At 48.9% G+C, this 19175-nt stretch carries 19 protein-coding genes; 7 read left to right on the top strand and 12 right to left on the bottom strand.

Features of this window, described 5'->3' with window-relative positions; genetic code table 11:
• Positions 1-76: 76 nt before the first annotated feature.
• Positions 77-1213 carry a calcium/proton exchanger gene (cax, locus tag OXH18_RS12745; RefSeq protein WP_268607461.1) on the top strand — a complete coding sequence of 379 codons (1137 nt, stop codon included), beginning with the start codon at positions 77-79 and terminating at the stop codon, positions 1211-1213.
• Positions 1214-1508: 295 nt separating this feature from the next.
• Here the strand turns inward: cax and OXH18_RS12740 are convergent, their stop codons facing one another.
• Positions 1509-2129, bottom strand: coding sequence for a peptidoglycan-binding domain-containing protein (locus OXH18_RS12740; RefSeq protein WP_268607460.1), 621 nt, complete (start codon positions 2127-2129; stop codon positions 1509-1511).
• 849 nt (positions 2130-2978) lie between these two features.
• On the opposite strand from OXH18_RS12740, the gene OXH18_RS12735 reads away from it, so the two are divergent.
• Entirely contained in the window at positions 2979-3653 is a 675-nt protein-coding gene (locus OXH18_RS12735) for a 4'-phosphopantetheinyl transferase family protein (RefSeq protein ID WP_268607459.1), read from the top strand.
• A 47-nt stretch (positions 3654-3700) separates the two neighbouring features.
• Here the strand turns inward: OXH18_RS12735 and OXH18_RS12730 are convergent, their stop codons facing one another.
• The 3 genes from OXH18_RS12730 to infC all read right to left on the bottom strand — a co-directional run bounded on the left by OXH18_RS12730 (position 3701) and on the right by infC (position 8167).
• Positions 3701-4135 (bottom strand): Crp/Fnr family transcriptional regulator, encoded by a 435-nt coding sequence (locus OXH18_RS12730; RefSeq protein ID WP_268607458.1) that lies wholly within the window; start codon positions 4133-4135, stop codon positions 3701-3703.
• A gap of 42 nt (positions 4136-4177) precedes the next feature.
• Entirely contained in the window at positions 4178-7189 is a 3012-nt protein-coding gene (locus OXH18_RS12725; RefSeq protein ID WP_268607457.1) for a HEAT repeat domain-containing protein, read from the bottom strand.
• 447 nt (positions 7190-7636) lie between these two features.
• A complete protein-coding gene (gene infC, locus OXH18_RS12720; protein WP_268607456.1) occupies positions 7637-8167 on the bottom strand; it encodes a translation initiation factor IF-3 in 531 nt (176 codons plus the stop codon).
• 214 nt (positions 8168-8381) lie between these two features.
• On the opposite strand from infC, the gene OXH18_RS12715 reads away from it, so the two are divergent.
• Positions 8382-9047 (top strand): ComF family protein, encoded by a 666-nt coding sequence (locus tag OXH18_RS12715; protein ID WP_268607455.1) that lies wholly within the window; start codon positions 8382-8384, stop codon positions 9045-9047.
• Positions 9048-9120: 73 nt separating this feature from the next.
• Here OXH18_RS12715 and OXH18_RS12710 read toward each other — a convergent pair whose 3' ends face one another.
• Positions 9121-9486, bottom strand: a complete 366-nt coding sequence (locus OXH18_RS12710) for a hypothetical protein (RefSeq protein ID WP_268607454.1) — start codon at positions 9484-9486, stop codon at positions 9121-9123.
• A 207-nt stretch (positions 9487-9693) separates the two neighbouring features.
• Here OXH18_RS12710 and OXH18_RS12705 point away from each other — a divergent pair, with 207 nt between their 5' ends.
• Positions 9694-10008, top strand: coding sequence for a DUF3067 family protein (locus tag OXH18_RS12705; RefSeq protein WP_268607453.1), 315 nt, complete (start codon positions 9694-9696; stop codon positions 10006-10008).
• 10 nt (positions 10009-10018) lie between these two features.
• Here the strand turns inward: OXH18_RS12705 and OXH18_RS12700 are convergent, their stop codons facing one another.
• Positions 10019-10441: a hypothetical protein gene (locus OXH18_RS12700; protein ID WP_268607452.1), complete on the bottom strand. Its 423-nt coding sequence runs from the start codon at positions 10439-10441 to the stop codon at positions 10019-10021.
• 496 nt (positions 10442-10937) lie between these two features.
• On the opposite strand from OXH18_RS12700, the gene pyrE reads away from it, so the two are divergent.
• Both pyrE and OXH18_RS12690 read left to right on the top strand, forming a co-directional pair.
• A complete protein-coding gene (gene pyrE, locus OXH18_RS12695) occupies positions 10938-11564 on the top strand; it encodes an orotate phosphoribosyltransferase (protein WP_268607451.1) in 627 nt (208 codons plus the stop codon).
• 489 nt (positions 11565-12053) lie between these two features.
• Positions 12054-12530 carry an acyl-CoA thioesterase gene (locus OXH18_RS12690; protein ID WP_268607450.1) on the top strand — a complete coding sequence of 159 codons (477 nt, stop codon included), beginning with the start codon at positions 12054-12056 and terminating at the stop codon, positions 12528-12530.
• Positions 12531-12566: 36 nt separating this feature from the next.
• On the opposite strand, the gene ygfZ is transcribed toward OXH18_RS12690, so the two are convergent.
• On the bottom strand, positions 12567-13622 hold the full coding sequence (gene ygfZ / locus OXH18_RS12685; protein ID WP_268607449.1) for a CAF17-like 4Fe-4S cluster assembly/insertion protein YgfZ: 1056 nt from the start codon (positions 13620-13622) through the stop codon (positions 12567-12569).
• A 157-nt stretch (positions 13623-13779) separates the two neighbouring features.
• On the opposite strand from ygfZ, the gene OXH18_RS12680 reads away from it, so the two are divergent.
• On the top strand, positions 13780-14622 hold the full coding sequence (locus OXH18_RS12680) for an SH3 domain-containing protein (protein WP_268607448.1): 843 nt from the start codon (positions 13780-13782) through the stop codon (positions 14620-14622).
• Between the two features lie 34 nt (positions 14623-14656).
• On the opposite strand, the gene OXH18_RS12675 is transcribed toward OXH18_RS12680, so the two are convergent.
• The 5 genes from OXH18_RS12675 to OXH18_RS12655 all read right to left on the bottom strand — a co-directional run bounded on the left by OXH18_RS12675 (position 14657) and on the right by OXH18_RS12655 (position 19170).
• Positions 14657-15550 carry a segregation/condensation protein A gene (locus OXH18_RS12675; protein WP_268607447.1) on the bottom strand — a complete coding sequence of 298 codons (894 nt, stop codon included), beginning with the start codon at positions 15548-15550 and terminating at the stop codon, positions 14657-14659.
• Between the two features lie 73 nt (positions 15551-15623).
• Positions 15624-15812 carry a hypothetical protein gene (locus OXH18_RS12670; RefSeq protein ID WP_268607446.1) on the bottom strand — a complete coding sequence of 63 codons (189 nt, stop codon included), beginning with the start codon at positions 15810-15812 and terminating at the stop codon, positions 15624-15626.
• A 319-nt stretch (positions 15813-16131) separates the two neighbouring features.
• Positions 16132-16983, bottom strand: a complete 852-nt coding sequence (locus OXH18_RS12665) for an ABC transporter ATP-binding protein (protein ID WP_268607445.1) — start codon at positions 16981-16983, stop codon at positions 16132-16134.
• Between the two features lie 10 nt (positions 16984-16993).
• A complete protein-coding gene (locus tag OXH18_RS12660; protein ID WP_268607444.1) occupies positions 16994-18040 on the bottom strand; it encodes a FecCD family ABC transporter permease in 1047 nt (348 codons plus the stop codon).
• A 98-nt stretch (positions 18041-18138) separates the two neighbouring features.
• Positions 18139-19170 (bottom strand): FecCD family ABC transporter permease, encoded by a 1032-nt coding sequence (locus OXH18_RS12655; RefSeq protein ID WP_268607443.1) that lies wholly within the window; start codon positions 19168-19170, stop codon positions 18139-18141.
• Between the last annotated feature and the right edge of the window lie 5 nt (positions 19171-19175).

Here is a 19175-nt window from a genome sequence, read left to right as displayed (position 1 = left end):
ATTGTCCTAACATCAGACGGATGCCAGGATTGGCGGTTGGGTCTACGCTGAAAACACACTCATCTTCTTTGCATTCATGAAATCCGATCGCCAGTTCTCCCTATTAGTTAAACGCAAACTTTCGGTTGGACAAGTTCTGCCCCTACTGCTGCTGATCTTTGTACCCATCTCGATCGCCGCCAGTTTGTTGCATTGGGGTCAATCGATCGTGTTTTTCACTTCCGTTCTGGCCATTGTGCCGCTCTCTATATTGTTAGGAACTGCAACAGAGAAGGTAGCTCTTGTGACGGGGCCCGCCATCGGCGGAATTGTTAATGCGGTTTTTGCTAATGCAACAGCACTCATTATTGCGTTGGTGGCGCTGAATGCAGGGTTAGTTGAAATCGTGAAAGCCAGCATCACGGGCAGTATTCTCAGTAGTCTATTACTGCTGTTGGGGCTGGGAATGCTAACAGGAGGGTTGCGCTATAAGGAACAAGAATTTCAACCGATTTTAATCCGCGTGAATGGAGCCACCATTACATTAGCGGTGATTGCGATCGCCCTGCCCACCTTAGTTATTTCTACCTCTAGAGTAGTAGACAGAACCGCTATCCACAATCTTTCTATTGCTACAGCCACGGTGCTAATTGTGGTCTACGGCTTAACACTGCTATTCTCCCTAAAAACTCACAGCTATCTTTATGACATGGGCCTGCTGGACACTGACGAAGACCAACCCGCCAAAGCAGAGCAAACATCCAAGGTTCGATCGAGTTTAATAATGTGGCTGGTGGTCTTGCTTAGCTCCGCGATCGCCGTTGCCATTGAATCGGAATTATTTGTTGGGGTAGTAGAACCTGAAACCAAACGCCTGGGGCTAACTTCCTTATTTACAGGCGTGATTTTGGTGCCACTGATCAGCGATGTAGCAGGCTATGTCACCATTGTCCGACTAGCCCTCAAAGACAAAATGGACTTGGTTGTGTCGGTAGTAACGGGCGATAGTTTGCTGGTGGCGTTGTTTGTGGCCCCAGTGCTGTTATTCGTAGGACACATCATTGGTCAACCGATCGACCTGAATTTCAATCCGTTTGAAGTGGCAGCGATGGCGATCGCTGTTTTAGTCACCAATTTAGTTAGTTTTGGTGGACGCAGCAATTGGCTTGATGGAACGTTGCTACTAGCGACCTATATTTTACTGGGCGTAGCATTCTACTACCATCCCGCATAAACTTTTCTCTACTTGTGCACAAGGTTCTTTAAACGTTACTGAAGAAATAAGTCACTTTTTCCTTAGATAGATCTAGACTGTGGGCGGTGCAACTAAAATGGCTCATAGAAAAACGTTGCCGGTTCAACAGCCTGTTAGCAAGGAGGTTGGTGGTTTTGCCACAACATCGGCGCTAGATCGTTTTGGCAGACGATCGGCTATTAGGATTCAGCAACGTTCTGTGAGATGAAGATCAACCTAGCGGTGCTTAGCTAAGTCTGAACAAATTTAATGGTTCAACTAGCTAGGTACTGCTCTAAAGATACTGAAGTAGCGCTGCTGTGGTTTGCGGTCCCACAACGCCATCTACATGCAGACCATGGGCAGCTTGGAATGATTTAACAGCATGGGCTGTCATCGGGCCAAACACACCATCTACGTAAACATGGCACCCTGCATTCTTCAGAGCGATCTGAATTTCTTTCACTGACAAGTGAATTTTTGGAGAATAGTAGCTACCGCAGGAATCGTAGTAGCAAGGATCATACGAGTAGTACTTGTCACACCCGTAGTCATAGCAAGGATCATACGAGTAGTAGTGGCTGCTACCGCAGGAATCGTAGTAGCAAGGATCATACGAGTAGTACTTGTCACACCCGTAGTCATAGCAAGGATCATACGAGTAGTACTTGTCACACCCGTAGTCATAGCAAGGATCATACGAGTAGTAGTTATAGCCACAGTCATAGCTATAGCAACCGCCATAGCCATAAGCTGAAGCACTGTCTGCGATACCAAAAGCACCCACCGCCGCGGCCGCAATTCCCAATGCACCGATCGCCGCCTTGCCAGCAAACTTGTTTGTATCTAACGTCAATTCCCGAACTTGAGAATTTTCGTTTTCTTCAGCGAGATGGAGAAACGCGAGTGTTTCCATGGATTCATTGCCCTCCAAAATCGGGTTAGATTAGCTTATCTCAATGGGCGTAATCTCATATTATTGATGACTACAGCCTCAAGTTTTCACAATTCCCTAGGAGTGAACCATGCCAAGCAACGCTTGGCACGGCAGTAAATTCAAGGGTGTGATAACTTCCTTAGAATCCCATCAAATTCAAATGAAGAGATTCAAAGTGGATTTTCCTCTCTACATTAATAATTAGCATAATTAAATTTTCAAGAAAATAGTATTTATGTACTATATACAGTCGTTTTCCTAATAGATAAAGTGTTCCTGTTTAACCAGTACGCTACAGGTAGAAAGAAATTTGAATTATTGGTCACTAAAACTCTACGTATAGCGGAAGACATTTGTTCTAAAGAAATTCAACTAAAACTTAAAAGCTTTAAGGAAGTAACAAATTGTTAGAGATTTTTGTGAATTGTTAGGGTTATAACTATATGGAATCGGACAAACACTTAAGCATTTTGCTAGGGATTCGATCGCCGCGAAGACATAAGTACCGTACTTAAAAAGAAAACGATCGTTCCTTGCTAGAACTATGGTTAATGGCTAATCCGATTGACCATTTCCGATTAACAATAAAGAACCCTCGTAAGCACGTTAGTAACGTTAACAAGAGCAGGGACCGTGTCACGTTTGCAAGTCTCGCCCTCATTCCCCAACCCCTATTGCCTGAGGATATCTCGGCTGGCTGCGTGAAACGGCTCATTATCAATGCCAATATTGAAGTAACTGAATACACGGCGGGTTGTTATGGTGTTGAGTTGTTGGCAAGAGCGATGTTTCGAGCAGTTACCAGCCATAACTTTTGTAAATCCTGCTGTGCATATTTGGCGGGCCAAGCTCGATTGTTCCACCCAGCAGCTAGAGCAGTTTGCGTTGCTGTTGTCGCCCGATGAGCAGACAAGAGCCAATCGATTTCGCTTCCCTCGCGATCGCCAACGATTTGTAGCAGGGCGGGGAATTTTGCGATTAATTCTATCGTGTTACTTGCCCCTTGCGGCCGATCAGCTAGAGTTTTCCTATAGTGCACGCGGCAAACCCAGTTTAAGTTCCCTTCAAGCTGCAACGCCCCTCAGCTTTAACGTGTCGCACTCTCACCAGATAGCGCTCTATGCCATTACATGCAATCGCTTAGTTGGAATTGATGTCGAATACAATCGTCCGCTCCAAGAGATGGAGCAGTTAGCTCAACGGTTTTTTCTGCCAAACGAAGTAGCATTGTTAAATCAATGCCCCATAGAACGCCGACAAGCCCTATTTTTTCAACTATGGACATGCAAAGAAGCCTACTTGAAAGCGACAGGTGAAGGACTCACCGGACTCAAGCGTGTTGAAATTACCAACTTATCCGATTCGATTGTTGCCTTTGCACACAATGGACATCCCACCCCTAATTGGAGCATGATGCAGTTCAGCCCGGTAGTAGACTATACCGCTGCAATAGCGATCGAAGGGCACCCAATCCCCTGCATGTACTATTCCTTGATCCAGTAATGACCGCAGCAGTGCCTCCATGAAGCTCGACCTCCGCCTCCCCATCCCTACCCCTCCTGCAACCGATCGAGGCGTTGATTCAGTTCCCGAATCCGGCGGGACAGCAACCGAATCACATTCACCGCCACGCCAGGGGTTTCTTCGATCGCCTCGTACAATTGCTGTTGGGTCAGCATTAAGCATTGACACGGTGCCAGGGTGATAACAGAAGCAGAACGAGGTTCGGCGTCTAGAACTGCCATTTCACCGAAGCAAGTTCCTTGAGCCAGTTGTGCCAGTTCTCGAGTGCCACTCAAGACCCGCACCCGTCCCGAAACGAGAATATAAAGCGATCGACCTTCTTCGCCTTGAGTAAAGATTGTGTGTTTCGCTGGAAAATGCAATTCTTCCATAATGGCAGCCAGTCGCACGAGAAAATCATCACGCAGTTCTTGAAAAATAGGTACGTTCCGAACAAACAGCAGGCGATCGACGGTGAGCATGGGACAAGGTGATTAGAACACTTGCAACTAAAAAAGACTGAACTATTGATGAACGGGGTTTCTCAATTCTGCCATCATCTGCCGGACTTGCAGCGCCACAAGGCGATCGGGATCGGTTTTGAACAGCGGCAACACGGATCGTAGCCGGGTTGGGAACACCACTTGCAAATAAGCTAATGCGGCTTCCCGAACAAAGCCACTAGCAGCGCACAACCCAAACAAAATTTGTTCAGATGTCAATGTCCAACCTGTCTGACGGGCCAAATGAAAACAACATGCTAGCGTCCAATCTGATAAAAAATGGCGTAATTCTAGCAAATGATGTAGTCGTTGACTGGGCTTCAGCGATCGATAGTTGATTAGAGGGGCAAGGTGTTGCAGCTTCTCATGATCAGATAACCGATCGAAAATAGTAAGAATGATTGTCTTACTGGATAGATCGATAGTATTGTCTAAAATCTCTAGCCCTCGCGCCATACTGTCTCGCGTTTTGGATTGAAGGTTAAACGCCGCCGCCTGAATTTGGTTGGCATCATACAGAAAGCGCATAAGCAAGAAAATTTGCTCAACCGCATCGGTTTCTGCATCACGCAAGGCTCGCCAAAGCAATTCGGCTTCTACCATTGCAAATTGTTGAAGTTGCAGAGGTTGCAAATCAACTAACCCTGCATAGACGTGCGCCAACCACTGAATTTGCTGAAGAATTAAATGCTCAATGCCACGCCGTCCTAGTTGCGTCAAGACTGCCTCAACGCCAGCTTCGTGTGGAATGCGCAGCAACACCCGTAGCACCGTTCGCTGCGTTGTGCCGTTAGTGGACGTCAGCCGATCGATTAAGTAATCGATCGCCTTGGGAGTGGCTATCTGCCCAACCGTGTTCCAGGCATAGATACGAACCCCAGAGGGTGTGTGAGGATGTTCGGCAAACGCTACTAGGCGTGGAAGTACCTCATCTCCCAATCGAACCAGCGATCGTTGGGCAGCTTCCCGGGTAGATGGGTAGGACAACCCTCGCAACAGGGCAGGATAATATTCTTCCAAGTGCGTAGCAGCGATCGCTTCCAGCATGGCACAGCGCACAGGCAAGGACGGATCTTGCAGCATTGGTTTAATGTACAGCCGTAGAGACTGTAGATAGACCGCATCTCCCAGAGCTTGGCAGCCCATGATCCGGTTCTGTTCTTGCTTGCTGGTCAACATGCGTCGTAACACCGTTGTGGCTTCAGCTTTCTGAACCGAATTACCGTGCCGTAGCATCAGAGCCGCCGCTGTACTCCGCACCACGGGTTCCACATCGGCACGAAGGTAGGGCTTCAGTTGTGCCACCTCTGATTGTGCCACGTCTGCCTGATCGCTCAACCACCTATAGCGCAGCGCCAGCGCTAGTACCTCGGGTGATATAGGCTGTGGTGTTGGCTGAGTGACCAACGCTTGTACATGGCTCAAATAAACAGGGTTGGGAAAGTGAAGCATGGCTACCAAACTCTGCCGTTGCAATGCTGGTGAGAAGCTGGACAGTAGGGGCGCCAAAACAGCATTTGCTTGAGTTGGGTCAACATCGGTGAGCAACTTAATACAAGACGAGCGCTCTTCATCCGTAGTTGCTCGTTGCAATGCTTCTATCAAATTGCGTTTGAGGGTAGGCAAATCAACGTTGAAACGACTGAGTTGCCCCCGATCGCTGCTAGACACGAGCACCACCAGATATTTGGCTCTTAAATGTATCACCGTCAATAGCCACAGCAGCGAAAACAGAACCGTATAGGCTAGGAACACAAAGCCTGCTGCCTTGCTTAGAGTTTGTGCGATTGGATGGGATAGCTGCAAAAATCCCAGGGTGAGCACCAACCCTACACCGATCGCCCCGGTTGACACAGGTTCAGCAATGCCACGCACGACAGATTGTATTCGGTTGCGGTTGGCTTCGGGGATGGGTTGAAACAAAAGTGGCCCGGTGCTGGCCACTAGGGTATAGCGCAGCAGTTCATCAACAAATTTCAGCAGAATCACACCGACCAGCAAACTGATGACGCCGCCGAAAGTCAACAAACCGAGTCCAAGCAGGAGAACCGGGGACACCGCGATTCCTGTAAATATCCCTAACCGTTCAATTAAGCGCCCAGAAATGAACCACTGCATAACTAGTTCAAAGCTACCCAAAATTGCGCTGAATAAGGCTAGGAAGTCGGCGATCGTTTCCAAACTCATGCTCTGTTGCAGTTGACCAAGGTATTGAAAATCCAGCAGAAGCGCCAGCACTTGCACCAGCACAAAAAATGCAAAGACGAACATCACATACTGTCGTTGCGGTTTGCGCAATCGGTGGCGGGTGAAGCGCTGTTCCCGATTGGAAGAGCGATAGCGGGAATCTGGAAAAAATGGGCGATAGGCTTTTGTGAGATAGAGCAACACCCCCGCGCCCAGAAACAGCATCAACGAAGCTAGCAAAATAACATTAGATAAACCCACTAATCCGCGTAAGAGCGGCAGCGATAACCCGCTCAGCACATCCGCGACTAAAATCCCGCTACTAATTAAGGGATAAGTGCGCTTAATTTCGCGAATGGTGAATAACTGATTGGCGGCGATCGATGTATTCAATTCACTGATGACATAAATCGCCTCTAGCCAAAGCCGCATTAGAAAAACGGTGTAGCTTCCCATCAGGGCTGGATGCAACCCCAAGCGAAACAGCAACAAGGGCAGCGCCATCAACCCTGCGGTGCAAACTAGAACGCGGTGCAGGGGTAACACCTTTTGCAGCCAAGCGTACCCAATGCCCAATCCGGTGCCAATTGCCGCACTGGCAATATAAACCCAAGGAAGCCACTCAGCCCCATACTCATTCAGAAAAAGAGCGGCAATACTCACTTCCAGCCACAGAATGCCAACAGAACTGAGTGTGTAAAAAGCAAACATGAGAAAGGTGCGTTTGCCTTCTTCGGGGCGTAAGTTGAACCATCGCAGTCCCTGAACGACCCAGGGTGGAATCAGGCGCTCGTTGACCTGGGTTTGGGTTAATGAATGAGCAGATGACTCCTGAATTAATCTCATAGCAAACGAGGGTCTGTCGTGCGGTTGACTGCCTACCCTCTAAACATGCCCTGAGCATTGTAAAAGCCATCGATCGCTACTATTTTGTTACTCGCCTAAATTTTGCATCAAAATATACAAAACTTTTACGGGCAACGGGTTGAGTACCTCACACAATGCTTGCCATAGTGGCTTTGCCCCTTGTATTTGTTGGGTTGCTAACCGTTATGAAACAACTACAAATTCAACTACAAATTCTGGCATTGCATTGCCTGCCGCTGATACCGCGCTTGCGCCGAAGCTATCATTTGAAACACTTGCATCGGTGTCTAGAGAAGAGCTAGTTGTAGAGGCGATCGTAAGACGACTGAGAGATACACATTAAAAAAAAGAAGGTGGGCATTGCCCACCCTACCTGCTGTTCTACTTGGTTCTAGAAAAAGCTCTAGAGTCGTTCTAGAATCATTCCTACCGCTTCGGAGCCAATAACATCATCATGTTTCGCCCTTCTTGCTTAGGTGCTTGTTGCACTTCGGCAAATTCCTGCAAATCGGTGGCCATTTGCAAGAGTAGGCTTTCTGCCAAGTCGCGATGCTGAATTTCTCGCCCTCGGAAGGTAATGGTTGCCTTCACTTTATCTCCGGCATTGAGAAACTTCTTGGCTTGATTCACACGAACTTGGTAGTCATGATCTTCAATCTTGTAGCGCATTTTTACTTCTTTCACATCAGAAGTATGCTGCTTTTTGCGAGCCTCCCGCGCTTTCTTCTCCTGCTCAAACTTGAACTTACCATAGTCCATGATGCGACAAACTGGCGGATCTGCTTTGTCACTCACCAGAACTAAATCCAACTCTTTTTCCTCGGCAAGCCTAAGAGCATCGCGAGGGGTCATAATGCCAAGCTGACCGCCATCCGTGTCAATCACCCTGATTTTTGGAAATCGAATGCGTTCGTTAATGGTTGGTAAGTCGCGATTCTGTTTAGTTACAGGAGGCATGGGCAATTAGTGTTCGATAATTCCTTGTTTGATGTGGATTAAGAGAAGTTTACAGTTAGCGATAAACGCAAGACGACCTTAAAGATACTAAACATGTTAAGCCCCACCAGCAAAAGTGGAACTATAGATTTGTTACACCTAATTATTCTATCCATGCCAGTTGGGTAAATGTCTACTGTCAATTGGCGGATGCAGGCGCAAGGAGAGCGAAGCTATGGGAGCCTGGAACCCATTCACAACATGGCTGGATTTATTATTTCAATCTCAATGTCCCTTGTGTCAGCGTTCTAGCTTATCCCTGCTTTGCCAAGATTGCCAAAAAAAATTAAAGGCTTGCCAATGCCACGATCGCCAAGAACGGCAGGGAGAGTTACCAGTCTTTGCTTGGGGATTCTATGGTGGGGCGCTACGACAATCGCTTCGAGCCTTGAAATACGATAATCAATCCAAGTTAGCACGTCCATTAGGGCAATGGTTGGGGCAAGCATGGCTAGCGTCCCCTCATGCGACTGGGCGTTCCCTCACTGTGGTTCCCATTCCCATGCACGCTACCAAACAAAAGCAGCGGGGGTTTAATCAGGCGGAGTTGATTGCTCGATCGTTTTGTCAATATACTGGCTTGCCACTTCAGTCCCATGGTCTAATTCGGCTGCGTCAAACCGAGGCTCAGTTTGGTTTATCATCCGCCGAACGAGAGCAAAACTTAATCAATGCCTTCGCCCTTAACCCCCGTTGGCGCGATCGTCGCCCTCCTACTGTTCTGCTGATTGATGATATTTACACGACCGGGGCCACAGCTAGAGCTGCTGCCGCTGCCTTGCGACAACACCAAGTGATTGTAGATGGACTGGTTGCCGTAGCAAAATCTCAGAAAGCTTAAGTGGAAACATCGATCACAAAATTCCGAATCATTATCAGTTTGAAATGCGTTGCAACCATCTCCAGATCAAGTGCTAATGAGAAGGACGCACAATTGGGCAAGTGGGGGGTAGTTCGGTAGAGCCAAAAACAGGGGTGGGATCAAGTCCAGAAATTTGCTGAAATTGCTCTGGTGTAATAGTGCTGACGATCGGTTGAATGTCCCATTGTTTCAACTTATTGTGGGCTGCGGTCAGAAACGCCACGCCCCGTACTAACGGCACCGACAGCCAGTGATCGATGAGGGTTTCAACTAAGGCCAACTCAATGAGAGGGCATGGATAACAACCAAATAGCTCTTCTAAATAGCGATCGAATTGATGCACCTCCTCACCATCAAGGTGATAGCTGCTGACGATATGCTTCACACGTTGACGATCTAGCTGCTGCCGAATTTCCATGAAAACCTCATATTACCCATTCATTACATTAATTAACTTTGTTATCAACAATGCATTAACCTGTTCAGTATTTAGTCTAGTTTTGGTCTAGCTGATTGAGCTTTGTAAAGTTAGATGTCTTGAGTCTGCTTCTGAAAATTGCCAGCGTAAGCTACCGTTTTAGAGGGAGACTTGCATAAAGGACAAGCGTTTCGACTACGAAAAACTATGACTGGAGAAGAATTGCACCAGCTATTGTTAACAAAGTGGGGACGCTCCTACGACGTTCAACTGCGACAAGTTCAAGGCAAGGTATTTGTGCAAGTGATGTGGAAGTACCTGGAGCAAGCCTCATTTCCCCTATCCGAGGCAGAATATTTAGCCCATTTGGAGACGATTGCAACCTACATCAATGCTTGGGGAGGAACTGCCCAGGTACAGGCTTTTATTGAGCAAACGCGCGATCGACCTCGATTGGGGAAAGCGGTCAGCATTCCGATCGACTTAGGAGAACGAGCATCCGAGTGGCTGTTGGAATTTTGAACCTATAGCATTACCACAGAGCCGGAACCGGACGTTCTGGAGTTGTCGGGGCGCTTCTGGGAATAGGCGGCACAGGAACAGGGGGGGGAGCAAAGCGAGGAATGGGAGCAGGAGGAATCGGCTCTTCTAGGTAAAGCGGTGTCGTAGCCAATGATCCGGTAAAAGGGCTGGGCAAATCTGCCACTCGAATTAGATCGGTGCTGTTGATTTGCTGTTCCAAGACCTCGCGGTAAAGGTGATTAATTCGGCGACCATCTCTGGCAATATCTCGTTCAACAACACCAAAAAATGGGGCTAGCATCCGCGGAAACCGCTGGTTTTGGTAAAAGTTGCGATCGCGGGTGAAGTAAACATCTTCAAACTGATCTAACACAGTTGGCAATTCAACCAGATCTCCATCGGACTGTGTCACACGAACAGTGGATTGAGCCATTCCTTTGACAGAAAAAGACCCAACAAATAATAGTGTCAAGGCAGCAATCCTCACTCTTCTTACGTTTGGTTTTGGTACGTCTCCACGTACAATTCTCATTGCTGTTCTCCTGAATCCTCACGAACCTGATTTGAAGAAACGAAAGCCATAGAATTTACTCTTTCATCCCTAGAGTTCCCCTTTAACCATTTCTATTTAGTCTCTAGTTCATCATAAAGTCTACGATCCAGCTTGACACAAAAAACATTAATCTCGCAACAGATAATTTTCTTTTTGTAAGGATCAGACTGGGGCGTAAGTAGACGAAAAGCGAGCGTCAAGGTCTGCTTTAGCTAGTAGTTATTTAGAGGTGAGCAGAACAAGTTTCAGTTAATAAGAATGGGGTGAACGGTTAACTAAATTGTTCAACAGAGCCAAAATTGCTGTTAATAAGTCAGACGCAGGTTGGTTGTCTGTTAGACTGATTAGCCTCAACGTACCTTCAGCTTGTTTGTCTATGCCTAATCAACCGTTTCGACGTTTATCTGTGTTTGAAGCAACAACCTTCGTAGTGCAAGCCGATCGTGCTGCTCTACGCCAATATCTTCTGGATTTATTTTGTGACGTGGCCTATCAGGAAGGAGAGTTTACTTTATCTTCCGGACAACATAGTGCGTACTACATCAATGGCAAGCAGGTGACGCTGCACCCCCAGGGTGGTGTGGCCGTTGGACGGATCTTGGTTTCGCAATTACCGGTCGAAACGATCGCTGTGGCGGGGCTGACCTTGGGGGCTGACCCAATGGTAACGGCAACTAGTGTCACAGCCGCGTATGAAGGTCGATCGATTACGCCATTGATTGTGCGCAAAGAAGCCAAAGGTCATGGCACGCAGGCCTATATTGAAGGGCCAGTACTTGCACCTAACAGTGAGGTAGTCGTACTAGAAGATGTGGTGACAACGGGGCAATCGGCTCTCAAGGCGGTCGATCGATTGCGACAAGCGGGTTATCAAGTGAATCGCATTCTAGCGTTGGTCGATCGACATCAAGGTGGAGCAGAACTTTACGCCAACCAAGGCATCGAGTTTGAAGCCGTGTTTTCCATTAGTGAGATTCAGGCACGATTGGCAGAGTTGTACTGAGGAGTGCTGGCAGATTGACCGACCAAAGGTTTCTGCCCTCACCCTACATTCCTTGCCTAGAGTGGAAGCGGAAGTTTGCAAACCATTCAATCGTTTCAGCTTTCCTTCGCCCTCTGTGAGAGCAGGAGTTGGGGGATGAGGGGGAACGATTTAATTTATTAGCCCGGCAACTGTTGTTACGACATCGGCCCTCACCCTCAATCCTTCTCCCAAAGGGTGAGGAACTTCCGATCCGGCTCTCCTGCTCCCAGAAAAGGAGAAGGGGCTGGGGGATGAGGGGGGCGGAAGGCAAGATCAAATCAAGATCTCAAATCAAGATCAAATATTGCTGGGTCAATAACAGTGCCTAGCAGGTGAACAGACTAATGAATCACTAAATTAAATTACTAAATCGTCAGTACACCCAGCCGTCCCCAATCGTTCTGACCAGAGAAGCATGTAATAATTGCACAGATAGAGCAGGTAAATCGGTGTGTTTAAGAACTACGTATGCAGCCATCCCTAGAACCAACTAACACGCTTCAAACACGTTCCGACCAACCGATCGACAATTGGTTTGAGTATCCAGTGCGGGTGCATCCTCACCATACCGACTGTGCTGGAATTGTTTGGCACGGGGCTTATATTGCCTGGATGGAAGAAGCTCGAATCGAATGTTTGCGCTTGTTTGGCGTGGACTATGCTGATTTGGTGGCGTTGGGATGCGAGTTACCTGTTGTTGAACTAAATATTCGCTATCACCGATCGCTGCGATTTGGTATGACTGCGATTGTGAAAACCCGCATGATTGGCATAGATGGCGTGCGCATTAAATGGGAGTATCAGATCCAGTCGCCGGATGGACAAGACCTGTTTGTGACGGCCCATGTCACGTTAGTAGCGCTCGATCGAGAGAAAGGAAAAATTATGCGTCAATTGCCTGCAACGGTGAAAGATATACTAGCAAAGCTGACAACCTTGACTTGAGCACCCCGTAGCGATCACCATTACCGATCACTAAGGTTAAGGATACTCATGAGATAGAAACGGCACAGCTATCAGTTCTCCCTCGGTTTCGTCAACTTGTACCTTTAAACCGGGTTGAACCGCTTTGGTGCGAATGTAGGCGAGTCCGATCGCATGATCATTGGCTTGGGTACAACTGGTCAGGATGCCAATTTTCTCGCCATTGGTTAAAACGGGGGTTTCCGGGGCGACGGGTTGGCTGAGCTTAACGCCCCAAAGCTGTTGCTTGACGCCCTTGTAGGTATGCAAACGGGCGATCGTTTCTTGCCCAATGTAGCAGCCCTTGCTCAGCGAGATGGTGTACCACAGCCCAGCTTCCAGGGGATTGTAATCATCGGTGAGTTCTTGTCCGGGTGCGGGTCGCCCTTGCTCAAGGCGCAATCGTTGCCAGACCTGTTCACCCATCGGCACGGCTGCTGCTTCGGTTAGACATTGCCACAGTGCCGCTGATTGATCGGCCGCCACAAACAGCGTGTAACCCGAAATGGCTAGCCCACATCCTACGGCGACTCGCGTTTCGATGCCACCCAAATTGGTGACAAGGTGGTAGTTAGAAGGTTGCCCAACGATTGCCCCCGCTCCTAACGTTTGCAACAGAGCATCGCTGCCAACTCCGATGAGGCTAAAGGCAACGGTGGTATCTGTGAGATCGCGCAATTCGACCTGATCGGCAAAGAAAATAAAGCGATCCATCCACTGGATCAGTGGTTGGTTGTAGCCGGGAGAGGTAAGTAGCCACACTGAATCCGCTAGCACATAAGCGCTGACTAAATCGATTGTGCGGGCGGTAGAGGTGACGAACACTGTGTCACACCCCTGCCCTGGTTGTAAGGGTTGAAAATTGTTCGTCGTTTGATTATGGAGAAAGCGAATGCGATCGTCTCCTGCAACTTGAATCCGTCCCCAGTGCGAGCGATCGTGCAGGACAACACCCGTTTGCAGGGCGTTGAGTGCTTCTACATCATTGCCAAAACTGTTGGGGACTTCTATCTCTGCCACGGTTGTGAAAGTAGCTCCAGCCGTTGCTTGTACATCTCGTAAAGCTTGATTCATAGTGGTGTGTCTCTGTACATTGCCCGATCCTCATCTTATCGAGTTGCGATCGTTTCCTTGTGGCTTGAGCAAATTTAACCCTTGGCTGCGATGGAGCAAGTTGAACTGAATTTCGTCGTCAAGGTTGTTGCGGATTGTAGACAGACTGGTTTGGTTCATGAAGATACAGCATTGGGTAAGCGCGCTCGTGGTGATGACAGCAATGGCAATAGGCGGCGGATTAGCTGTAAAGATGCAATCGACAGAAGTGGCGCAATTGTCTCAAGAATTGCAAGCCACTGAGCCAGATCAATTGAGTGATGCTACAGATACAGCCCATCTGCGTGATTTTCCACACCGTTCGATCGTCCTGAGAGATGAAGTGGTCTCCGGTAGCGAGTTTGATCAGTTTCGGCAAAAACTACGCCAAGCGGTTCAGTCCCGTGACGCAGATTTTGCAGCCGCGCTGATTCCTGCTTCTGGAGTAAGCTTGGGGTTTGGCGCACCGCTGACGATCGAGGAACTAGATTTACACAACCCTAATGCCTTGCTGTGGTCAATTCTGGAAAAAGCCCTGTTTCCAGGCTGTGATCCACTTACCGCTCAAGAAGCCTATTCCAATGGTGATGCTGAGTTTGAGGGGTGGGTTTGCCATAACCTCAACCAGTTGTTTGTTGAACAGTATCCGGCTCCTGCGACGGCACAAGGCGTTGATTATGAACTGAGCCAAGTGATTGTGGTTGGTGAGAATGTAAATGTACGGGCGCAACCCAGCACCAACAGCGATGTGATTGGCATCCTTTCCAATGAACTGGTGGAATTTGATCGCATGGCTTGGGAAGAACTGCCACCTGAAGATCAATCGCTCGATTTGCTCAGCGGCTGGACTCCGGTGATTTTGCCCAACAATCGATCGGGCTATGTGTCGAATCGCTATGCCTACTCACCACTGGGCTATCGCGTTCTATTTGGGAAAGTGAATGGTCAATGGCAAATTTTGCACATTCCAGGCGGAGATTAATTAATTTCTTCGCTCTATTGCCTGACGTGCGGCTCTAGTCGGGTGGAGCAATAGCTGGTAAGTTGCTATCAAAAGCCGTTTCCGCCGGATTGTCTAAAACCAACTTGCGGACTTTCAAATCTTGGTAGAACTCTTCTTGAGCTAATTCGACTTTGGATTGGGCAGAGAGAAACAGCAACGCCCAAAACACCCCCACCCGATCGTGAACGGTGGGTTCAGGAGGAGAGGGAGGTTTGACCGATTTCGTGGGTGCTTGAGTTTGCGCGGTTGCCCAAATGGACAGCAATTCTTCAAAGTTGAGCCAATTCGTATCTGAATTACCTGTACCGCTATCATTATCTTGCCAATAATCTGTGAGAAACTGCTCTAAGATGGCCGCAATTTCCGACAGGTTTTCTTGGTGAGCCAGTTGTGCAATGGCCCGAATGGCTTGCGATCGAGATTGTGGTTTGGGCCGACGAGCAGACACCCGTCGTGGCCGGGGATCGGCGATGGCTGCGGCCATTAAATTCAACTGATTAATCAGTTCTTGCAGCGTCACTCGTCGGTTTTGGGCCGGAGGCGAAACAGCCCGTCGGCGAAGGGTGCGCTCTAAGTTAGGCGGCAATGGCGTGTTCCAGGCAGACTCGTCTAGGTATTCTACGGCTTCATCGTCAGGGGCATCGCGATCGGCTTCTTGGCGGGCCAAACTGTCTGCTTTGAGCAACAACAACATTGAAGCATACAAAAACGCTTGTCCCGATTCAGACAAGTCCGATTCATATTGGGCCCGTCCAACTTGCCCAGTGGAACCACCGCTACCCGGTTGCAGCTTGCTGAGAAACCGATCGATGACTTCAATCACCTTGACATCCCACGGATCAATTTCCCCTCGCTCTGCCAAATCAATCAGCAGGGCGATCGCATTCTGTGCTAGGGAAATCGCCATGAGTATCTGGTTAACAAAGGACGATCCGATACTAGCTCACTTCCACCATGGAAGGACAGCAATCTTCACCAATTCAGCGCTGGTTTTTGACCATAGCTTGTAGCCGCTCCAAGGGATATTCTGCTACAAAATTCTCCCAAGCTTTTGCTTGCCCAGCCGCGTTGTAGACATACATGACGCCACCAATTGTACGACTAGATGTGATCAAATCAAGTGCCCTTGCCAGATTGAGACACTGGCTAACCTCAGATGGAGTGAGCATTTTATGTTTCAGTATCCAAGTTTTAGAGAGCAATCAGGAATGGCGCAATTCGTGACCCTGTCCGTAGCGACAATTGCCTTAGCCTTAGCCGCTTCAGCAACATTAGCTATCAATCGATCGCTGTCAATCGATATCAATCATAGATGCACGCCCAAATTCCACCTCTCCCTCAAAACCAGCAGAGCGAGAACTGGAATGAATCTTCTTCTAAGGTAATCTAGATTTCCGTTCGTTACATAAAGAGGATGGGGTTAACTGTGCGAACAGAGACATTTCTTAACAAAATTAAGGGAATGGGTCCGGTGGGGGCGAGGACCGTTTAGGTGCGCTTAAGCTGGCTCTGTCTGGCTTTACGGCCAATCGGCACACACATGGGCGTCTGAGTAACAGGATCTTGCAGAATACGGCTATCAATACCAAAAACAGCACGCACCATTGCTTCGGTCATGACTTGGCTGGGATGACCTTGAGCGTAAACACTACCCGCTTTTACCGCAATCAAATGATCGGCATAGCGACAGGCTTGATTGAGGTCATGCAGCACCATGACGATCGTTCGGTTTTCGTGCTGATTCAGGTCATAGAGCAGATCGAGGATTTCGAGTTGGTGGGACAAATCTAGGAAGGTAGTGGGTTCATCTAATAACAAAATAGGTGTGTTTTGGGCCAGGGTCATGGCAATCCATGCCCGCTGTCGTTGTCCACCGGAAAGGGTATCGAGGGGGCGATCGGCTAGCTCCAAGAGTGATGTAATCGTTAATGCCTGTTCTAGGAGGCGATCATCTTCGGTAGACCACTGTTGCAGCCAGCTTTGATGGGGATAACGACCTTGAGCAACCAGTTCTCGCACGGTCAAGCCTTCTGGTGCGGTGGGGCTTTGGGGCAAAATGCCCAACTGTTGAGCCACTTCTTTAGTGGATAGCTTGAAGATAGACGCGCTGTGCAAATACACGGTGCCAGCGATCGGTTTCAGCAGTCGCGCTAATCCTTTCAGCAACGTTGATTTGCCACACCCATTGGGACCGACCAAGGTGGTGATCTGACCGGCTGGAATCGCCAAATCCAGGTGCTCGACAATCAATGTGCCATCGTATGCCAGGGACAAATGACGAGTCGTGAGCGCATATTCGCGGTCAATTTGATGATCAATATCGTTGCTAGTAGGTTCCATCCTTTTTTCTTCAGGCTGTTTGATTCCGATAGAGCAAATAGAGAAAATAGGGGGCCCCAATTGCAGCGGTGATAACGCCACAGGGAAGTTCGATCGGTGCAAACAACGATCGACCCACGAAATCGGACAATAGCACCATGACGCCTCCTGTCACCGCCGTCACCGGAATTAATCCCTCATGGGAGGCCCCGACCAACTGCCGTGACAAGTGGGGAGCCATTAAGCCTACAAAGCCGATCGTGCCCGCCGTCGCCACCGAGGACCCAGCCAGCGCTACACTAGTGATTAACAACAACCCGCGTTGCCACTCCACCCGACTGCCCAACCCACGGGCAACCTCATCTCCTAACGCCAGGGTGTTTAAGTCGCGGGCCAGCAAAACCGTCAGCGGCAAAAATACTAGAAGCCAGGGGATTAGAGCTTGAATATGCTCCCACGTGCGCCCATACACGCTGCCAGTCAACCATACTAATGCCTGACTGACATCGTAGATGTTGCCAAAGGTAATCATCAAACTGGTAAATGCGCCAGCAATGGCACTGACTCCAATTCCTACCAAAATCAAACGGATCGGAGTTGCTCCCTGATTCCACGCCAACACATAAATCAACAGCGCCGCAATCAGTGCTCCAGCAAAGGCAGCCATGGGCAACAGTACCAAAGGCAGCGAGGGCAATACGACAATCATGGCGACAGCAACTAGGCTAGCTCCCGCATTGACGCCTACAATTTCTGGCGCGGCGAGGGGATTACGCGAAAGCCCTTGCAGGATAGCTCCAGACACTGCCAAGCCCGTTCCTACTAAAAAAGCGACGATTGCCCGTGGCAACCGCAGCACGTAGATAATGAAGGCATGATCTGCATTGCCTGTATCGAATCGCAGTAATGTTTTGATCACATCGATCGGAGCCACGGGATATTCGCCGTACCCAACACTCACAATAAAAATTACAACGGCAATGACCAGCAGACCCAATAGAAAAAACGGCACACGGCGATCGAGCCGCATTGAAAACGGAACCTGCTGTGAACGAAGAATCAACCACTGCCTTGTCATGAGTGCGATAATTGAATTGATTAGTTAATTAATCACTGAATGTCGAGAGAGAAAATCCAAGGTTGGGGGTTAAGAGCGGAACAGATTGAATGTGTCCTTCATCCTTTCACCTTGCGTCTAGCCAAATAAATGAAAAACGGTGCGCCAATTAAAGCCGTCATAATGCCAACGGGTAACTCTTGCGGTCTCACAACAATTCGTGCACCCACATCTGCTAACAATAACAAAATGGCTCCACCGATCGCCGCATAGGGCAGTAACCAGCGATAATCAACGCCAACAAAGAAGCGGGACACATGTGGAATGATCAAGCCAATGAAGCCGATCGGTCCGGCCAAGGCCACCGAACTGCCCGCCAGCAAAATCACTACAACTGTTGCCAACGCTTCCACCCAGACCGTGCGAATACCCAAGCCTTTGGCCACTTCTTCGCCCAAGGTCAAAGCGGTAATTTGTCGGCTTAGCCCCAGGGCGATCGCCAATCCCAGCAAAATATAGGGCAGCACCATCAGCAAAGTATCAATATCACGCCCGGCGACGGAACCCGCCAACCAGAAGCGAATTTCATCCAGTGTGCGTTGGCTGAGGATCAAAATTCCCGTCGTGATTGAAGACAGTAGATAGGACAGAGCGGCCCCAGCCAAAATCAGTTTCAGGGGTGTTAACCCGCCACGCCCGACTGAGCCGAGCCAATACACCACCACAGCGGCGATCGTGCCACCCAAAAATGCAGCCCAAACATAGGTATTGGTAGAAGCACTGCCCCACCAAAACGTCACCGCTACCACTGCCAGCGCGGCTCCAGTATTGATGCCAATAATATCGGGAGCCGCCAATGGGTTACGGGTTAGCCCTTGAGTAATGGCTCCGGCCACGGCTAATGCGCCTCCTACCGTCATCGCAATCAGCGATCGAGGTAAGCGCACAGTGGTAATGATTAGATGGTCAGTGGAACCATCAAATGCAACTAATGCTTGCCAAATGGTGGGCAAGGATAAATCGGCGGCTCCAAGTGTAATGCTGAGAACTAAGCAGATCAACAGCAGACATAGCCCTATCACCAGACCGCTCAATCGGAGAGCGTGCGATCGCCGAAATGTGGTCTTAGCTTGATGCAGAAACAAAGTCATAGGCT

Origin of the sequence: Thermocoleostomius sinensis A174, assembly GCF_026802175.1 — a bacterium.
Lineage (GTDB): Bacteria > Cyanobacteriota > Cyanobacteriia > Elainellales > Elainellaceae > Thermocoleostomius > Thermocoleostomius sinensis.
This window is presented reverse-complemented; position numbering and strand designations above follow the sequence as displayed.

Excerpts from the sequence above, each read along its gene's own strand:
- OXH18_RS12680 (WP_268607448.1), top strand. The coding sequence starts at position 13,780 with ATGAAGATACAGCATTGGGTAAGCGCGCTCGTGGTGATGACAGCAATG.
- infC (WP_268607456.1), bottom strand. The coding sequence starts at position 8,167 with ATGCCTCCTGTAACTAAACAGAATCGCGACTTACCAACCATTAACGAA.
- OXH18_RS12700 (WP_268607452.1), bottom strand. The coding sequence starts at position 10,441 with ATGGCTCAATCCACTGTTCGTGTGACACAGTCCGATGGAGATCTGGTT.
- cax (WP_268607461.1), top strand. The coding sequence starts at position 77 with ATGAAATCCGATCGCCAGTTCTCCCTATTAGTTAAACGCAAACTTTCG.
- pyrE (WP_268607451.1), top strand. The coding sequence starts at position 10,938 with ATGCCTAATCAACCGTTTCGACGTTTATCTGTGTTTGAAGCAACAACC.
- OXH18_RS12670 (WP_268607446.1), bottom strand. The coding sequence starts at position 15,812 with ATGCTCACTCCATCTGAGGTTAGCCAGTGTCTCAATCTGGCAAGGGCA.
- OXH18_RS12705 (WP_268607453.1), top strand. The coding sequence starts at position 9,694 with ATGACTGGAGAAGAATTGCACCAGCTATTGTTAACAAAGTGGGGACGC.
- OXH18_RS12725 (WP_268607457.1), bottom strand. The coding sequence starts at position 7,189 with ATGAGATTAATTCAGGAGTCATCTGCTCATTCATTAACCCAAACCCAG.
- OXH18_RS12690 (WP_268607450.1), top strand. The coding sequence starts at position 12,054 with ATGCAGCCATCCCTAGAACCAACTAACACGCTTCAAACACGTTCCGAC.
- OXH18_RS12660 (WP_268607444.1), bottom strand. The coding sequence starts at position 18,040 with ATGACAAGGCAGTGGTTGATTCTTCGTTCACAGCAGGTTCCGTTTTCA.
- OXH18_RS12655 (WP_268607443.1), bottom strand. The coding sequence starts at position 19,170 with ATGACTTTGTTTCTGCATCAAGCTAAGACCACATTTCGGCGATCGCAC.
- OXH18_RS12715 (WP_268607455.1), top strand. The coding sequence starts at position 8,382 with ATGGGAGCCTGGAACCCATTCACAACATGGCTGGATTTATTATTTCAA.
- OXH18_RS12675 (WP_268607447.1), bottom strand. The coding sequence starts at position 15,550 with ATGGCGATTTCCCTAGCACAGAATGCGATCGCCCTGCTGATTGATTTG.
- OXH18_RS12740 (WP_268607460.1), bottom strand. The coding sequence starts at position 2,129 with ATGGAAACACTCGCGTTTCTCCATCTCGCTGAAGAAAACGAAAATTCT.
- OXH18_RS12710 (WP_268607454.1), bottom strand. The coding sequence starts at position 9,486 with ATGGAAATTCGGCAGCAGCTAGATCGTCAACGTGTGAAGCATATCGTC.
- ygfZ (WP_268607449.1), bottom strand. The coding sequence starts at position 13,622 with ATGAATCAAGCTTTACGAGATGTACAAGCAACGGCTGGAGCTACTTTC.
- OXH18_RS12665 (WP_268607445.1), bottom strand. The coding sequence starts at position 16,983 with ATGGAACCTACTAGCAACGATATTGATCATCAAATTGACCGCGAATAT.
- OXH18_RS12730 (WP_268607458.1), bottom strand. The coding sequence starts at position 4,135 with ATGCTCACCGTCGATCGCCTGCTGTTTGTTCGGAACGTACCTATTTTT.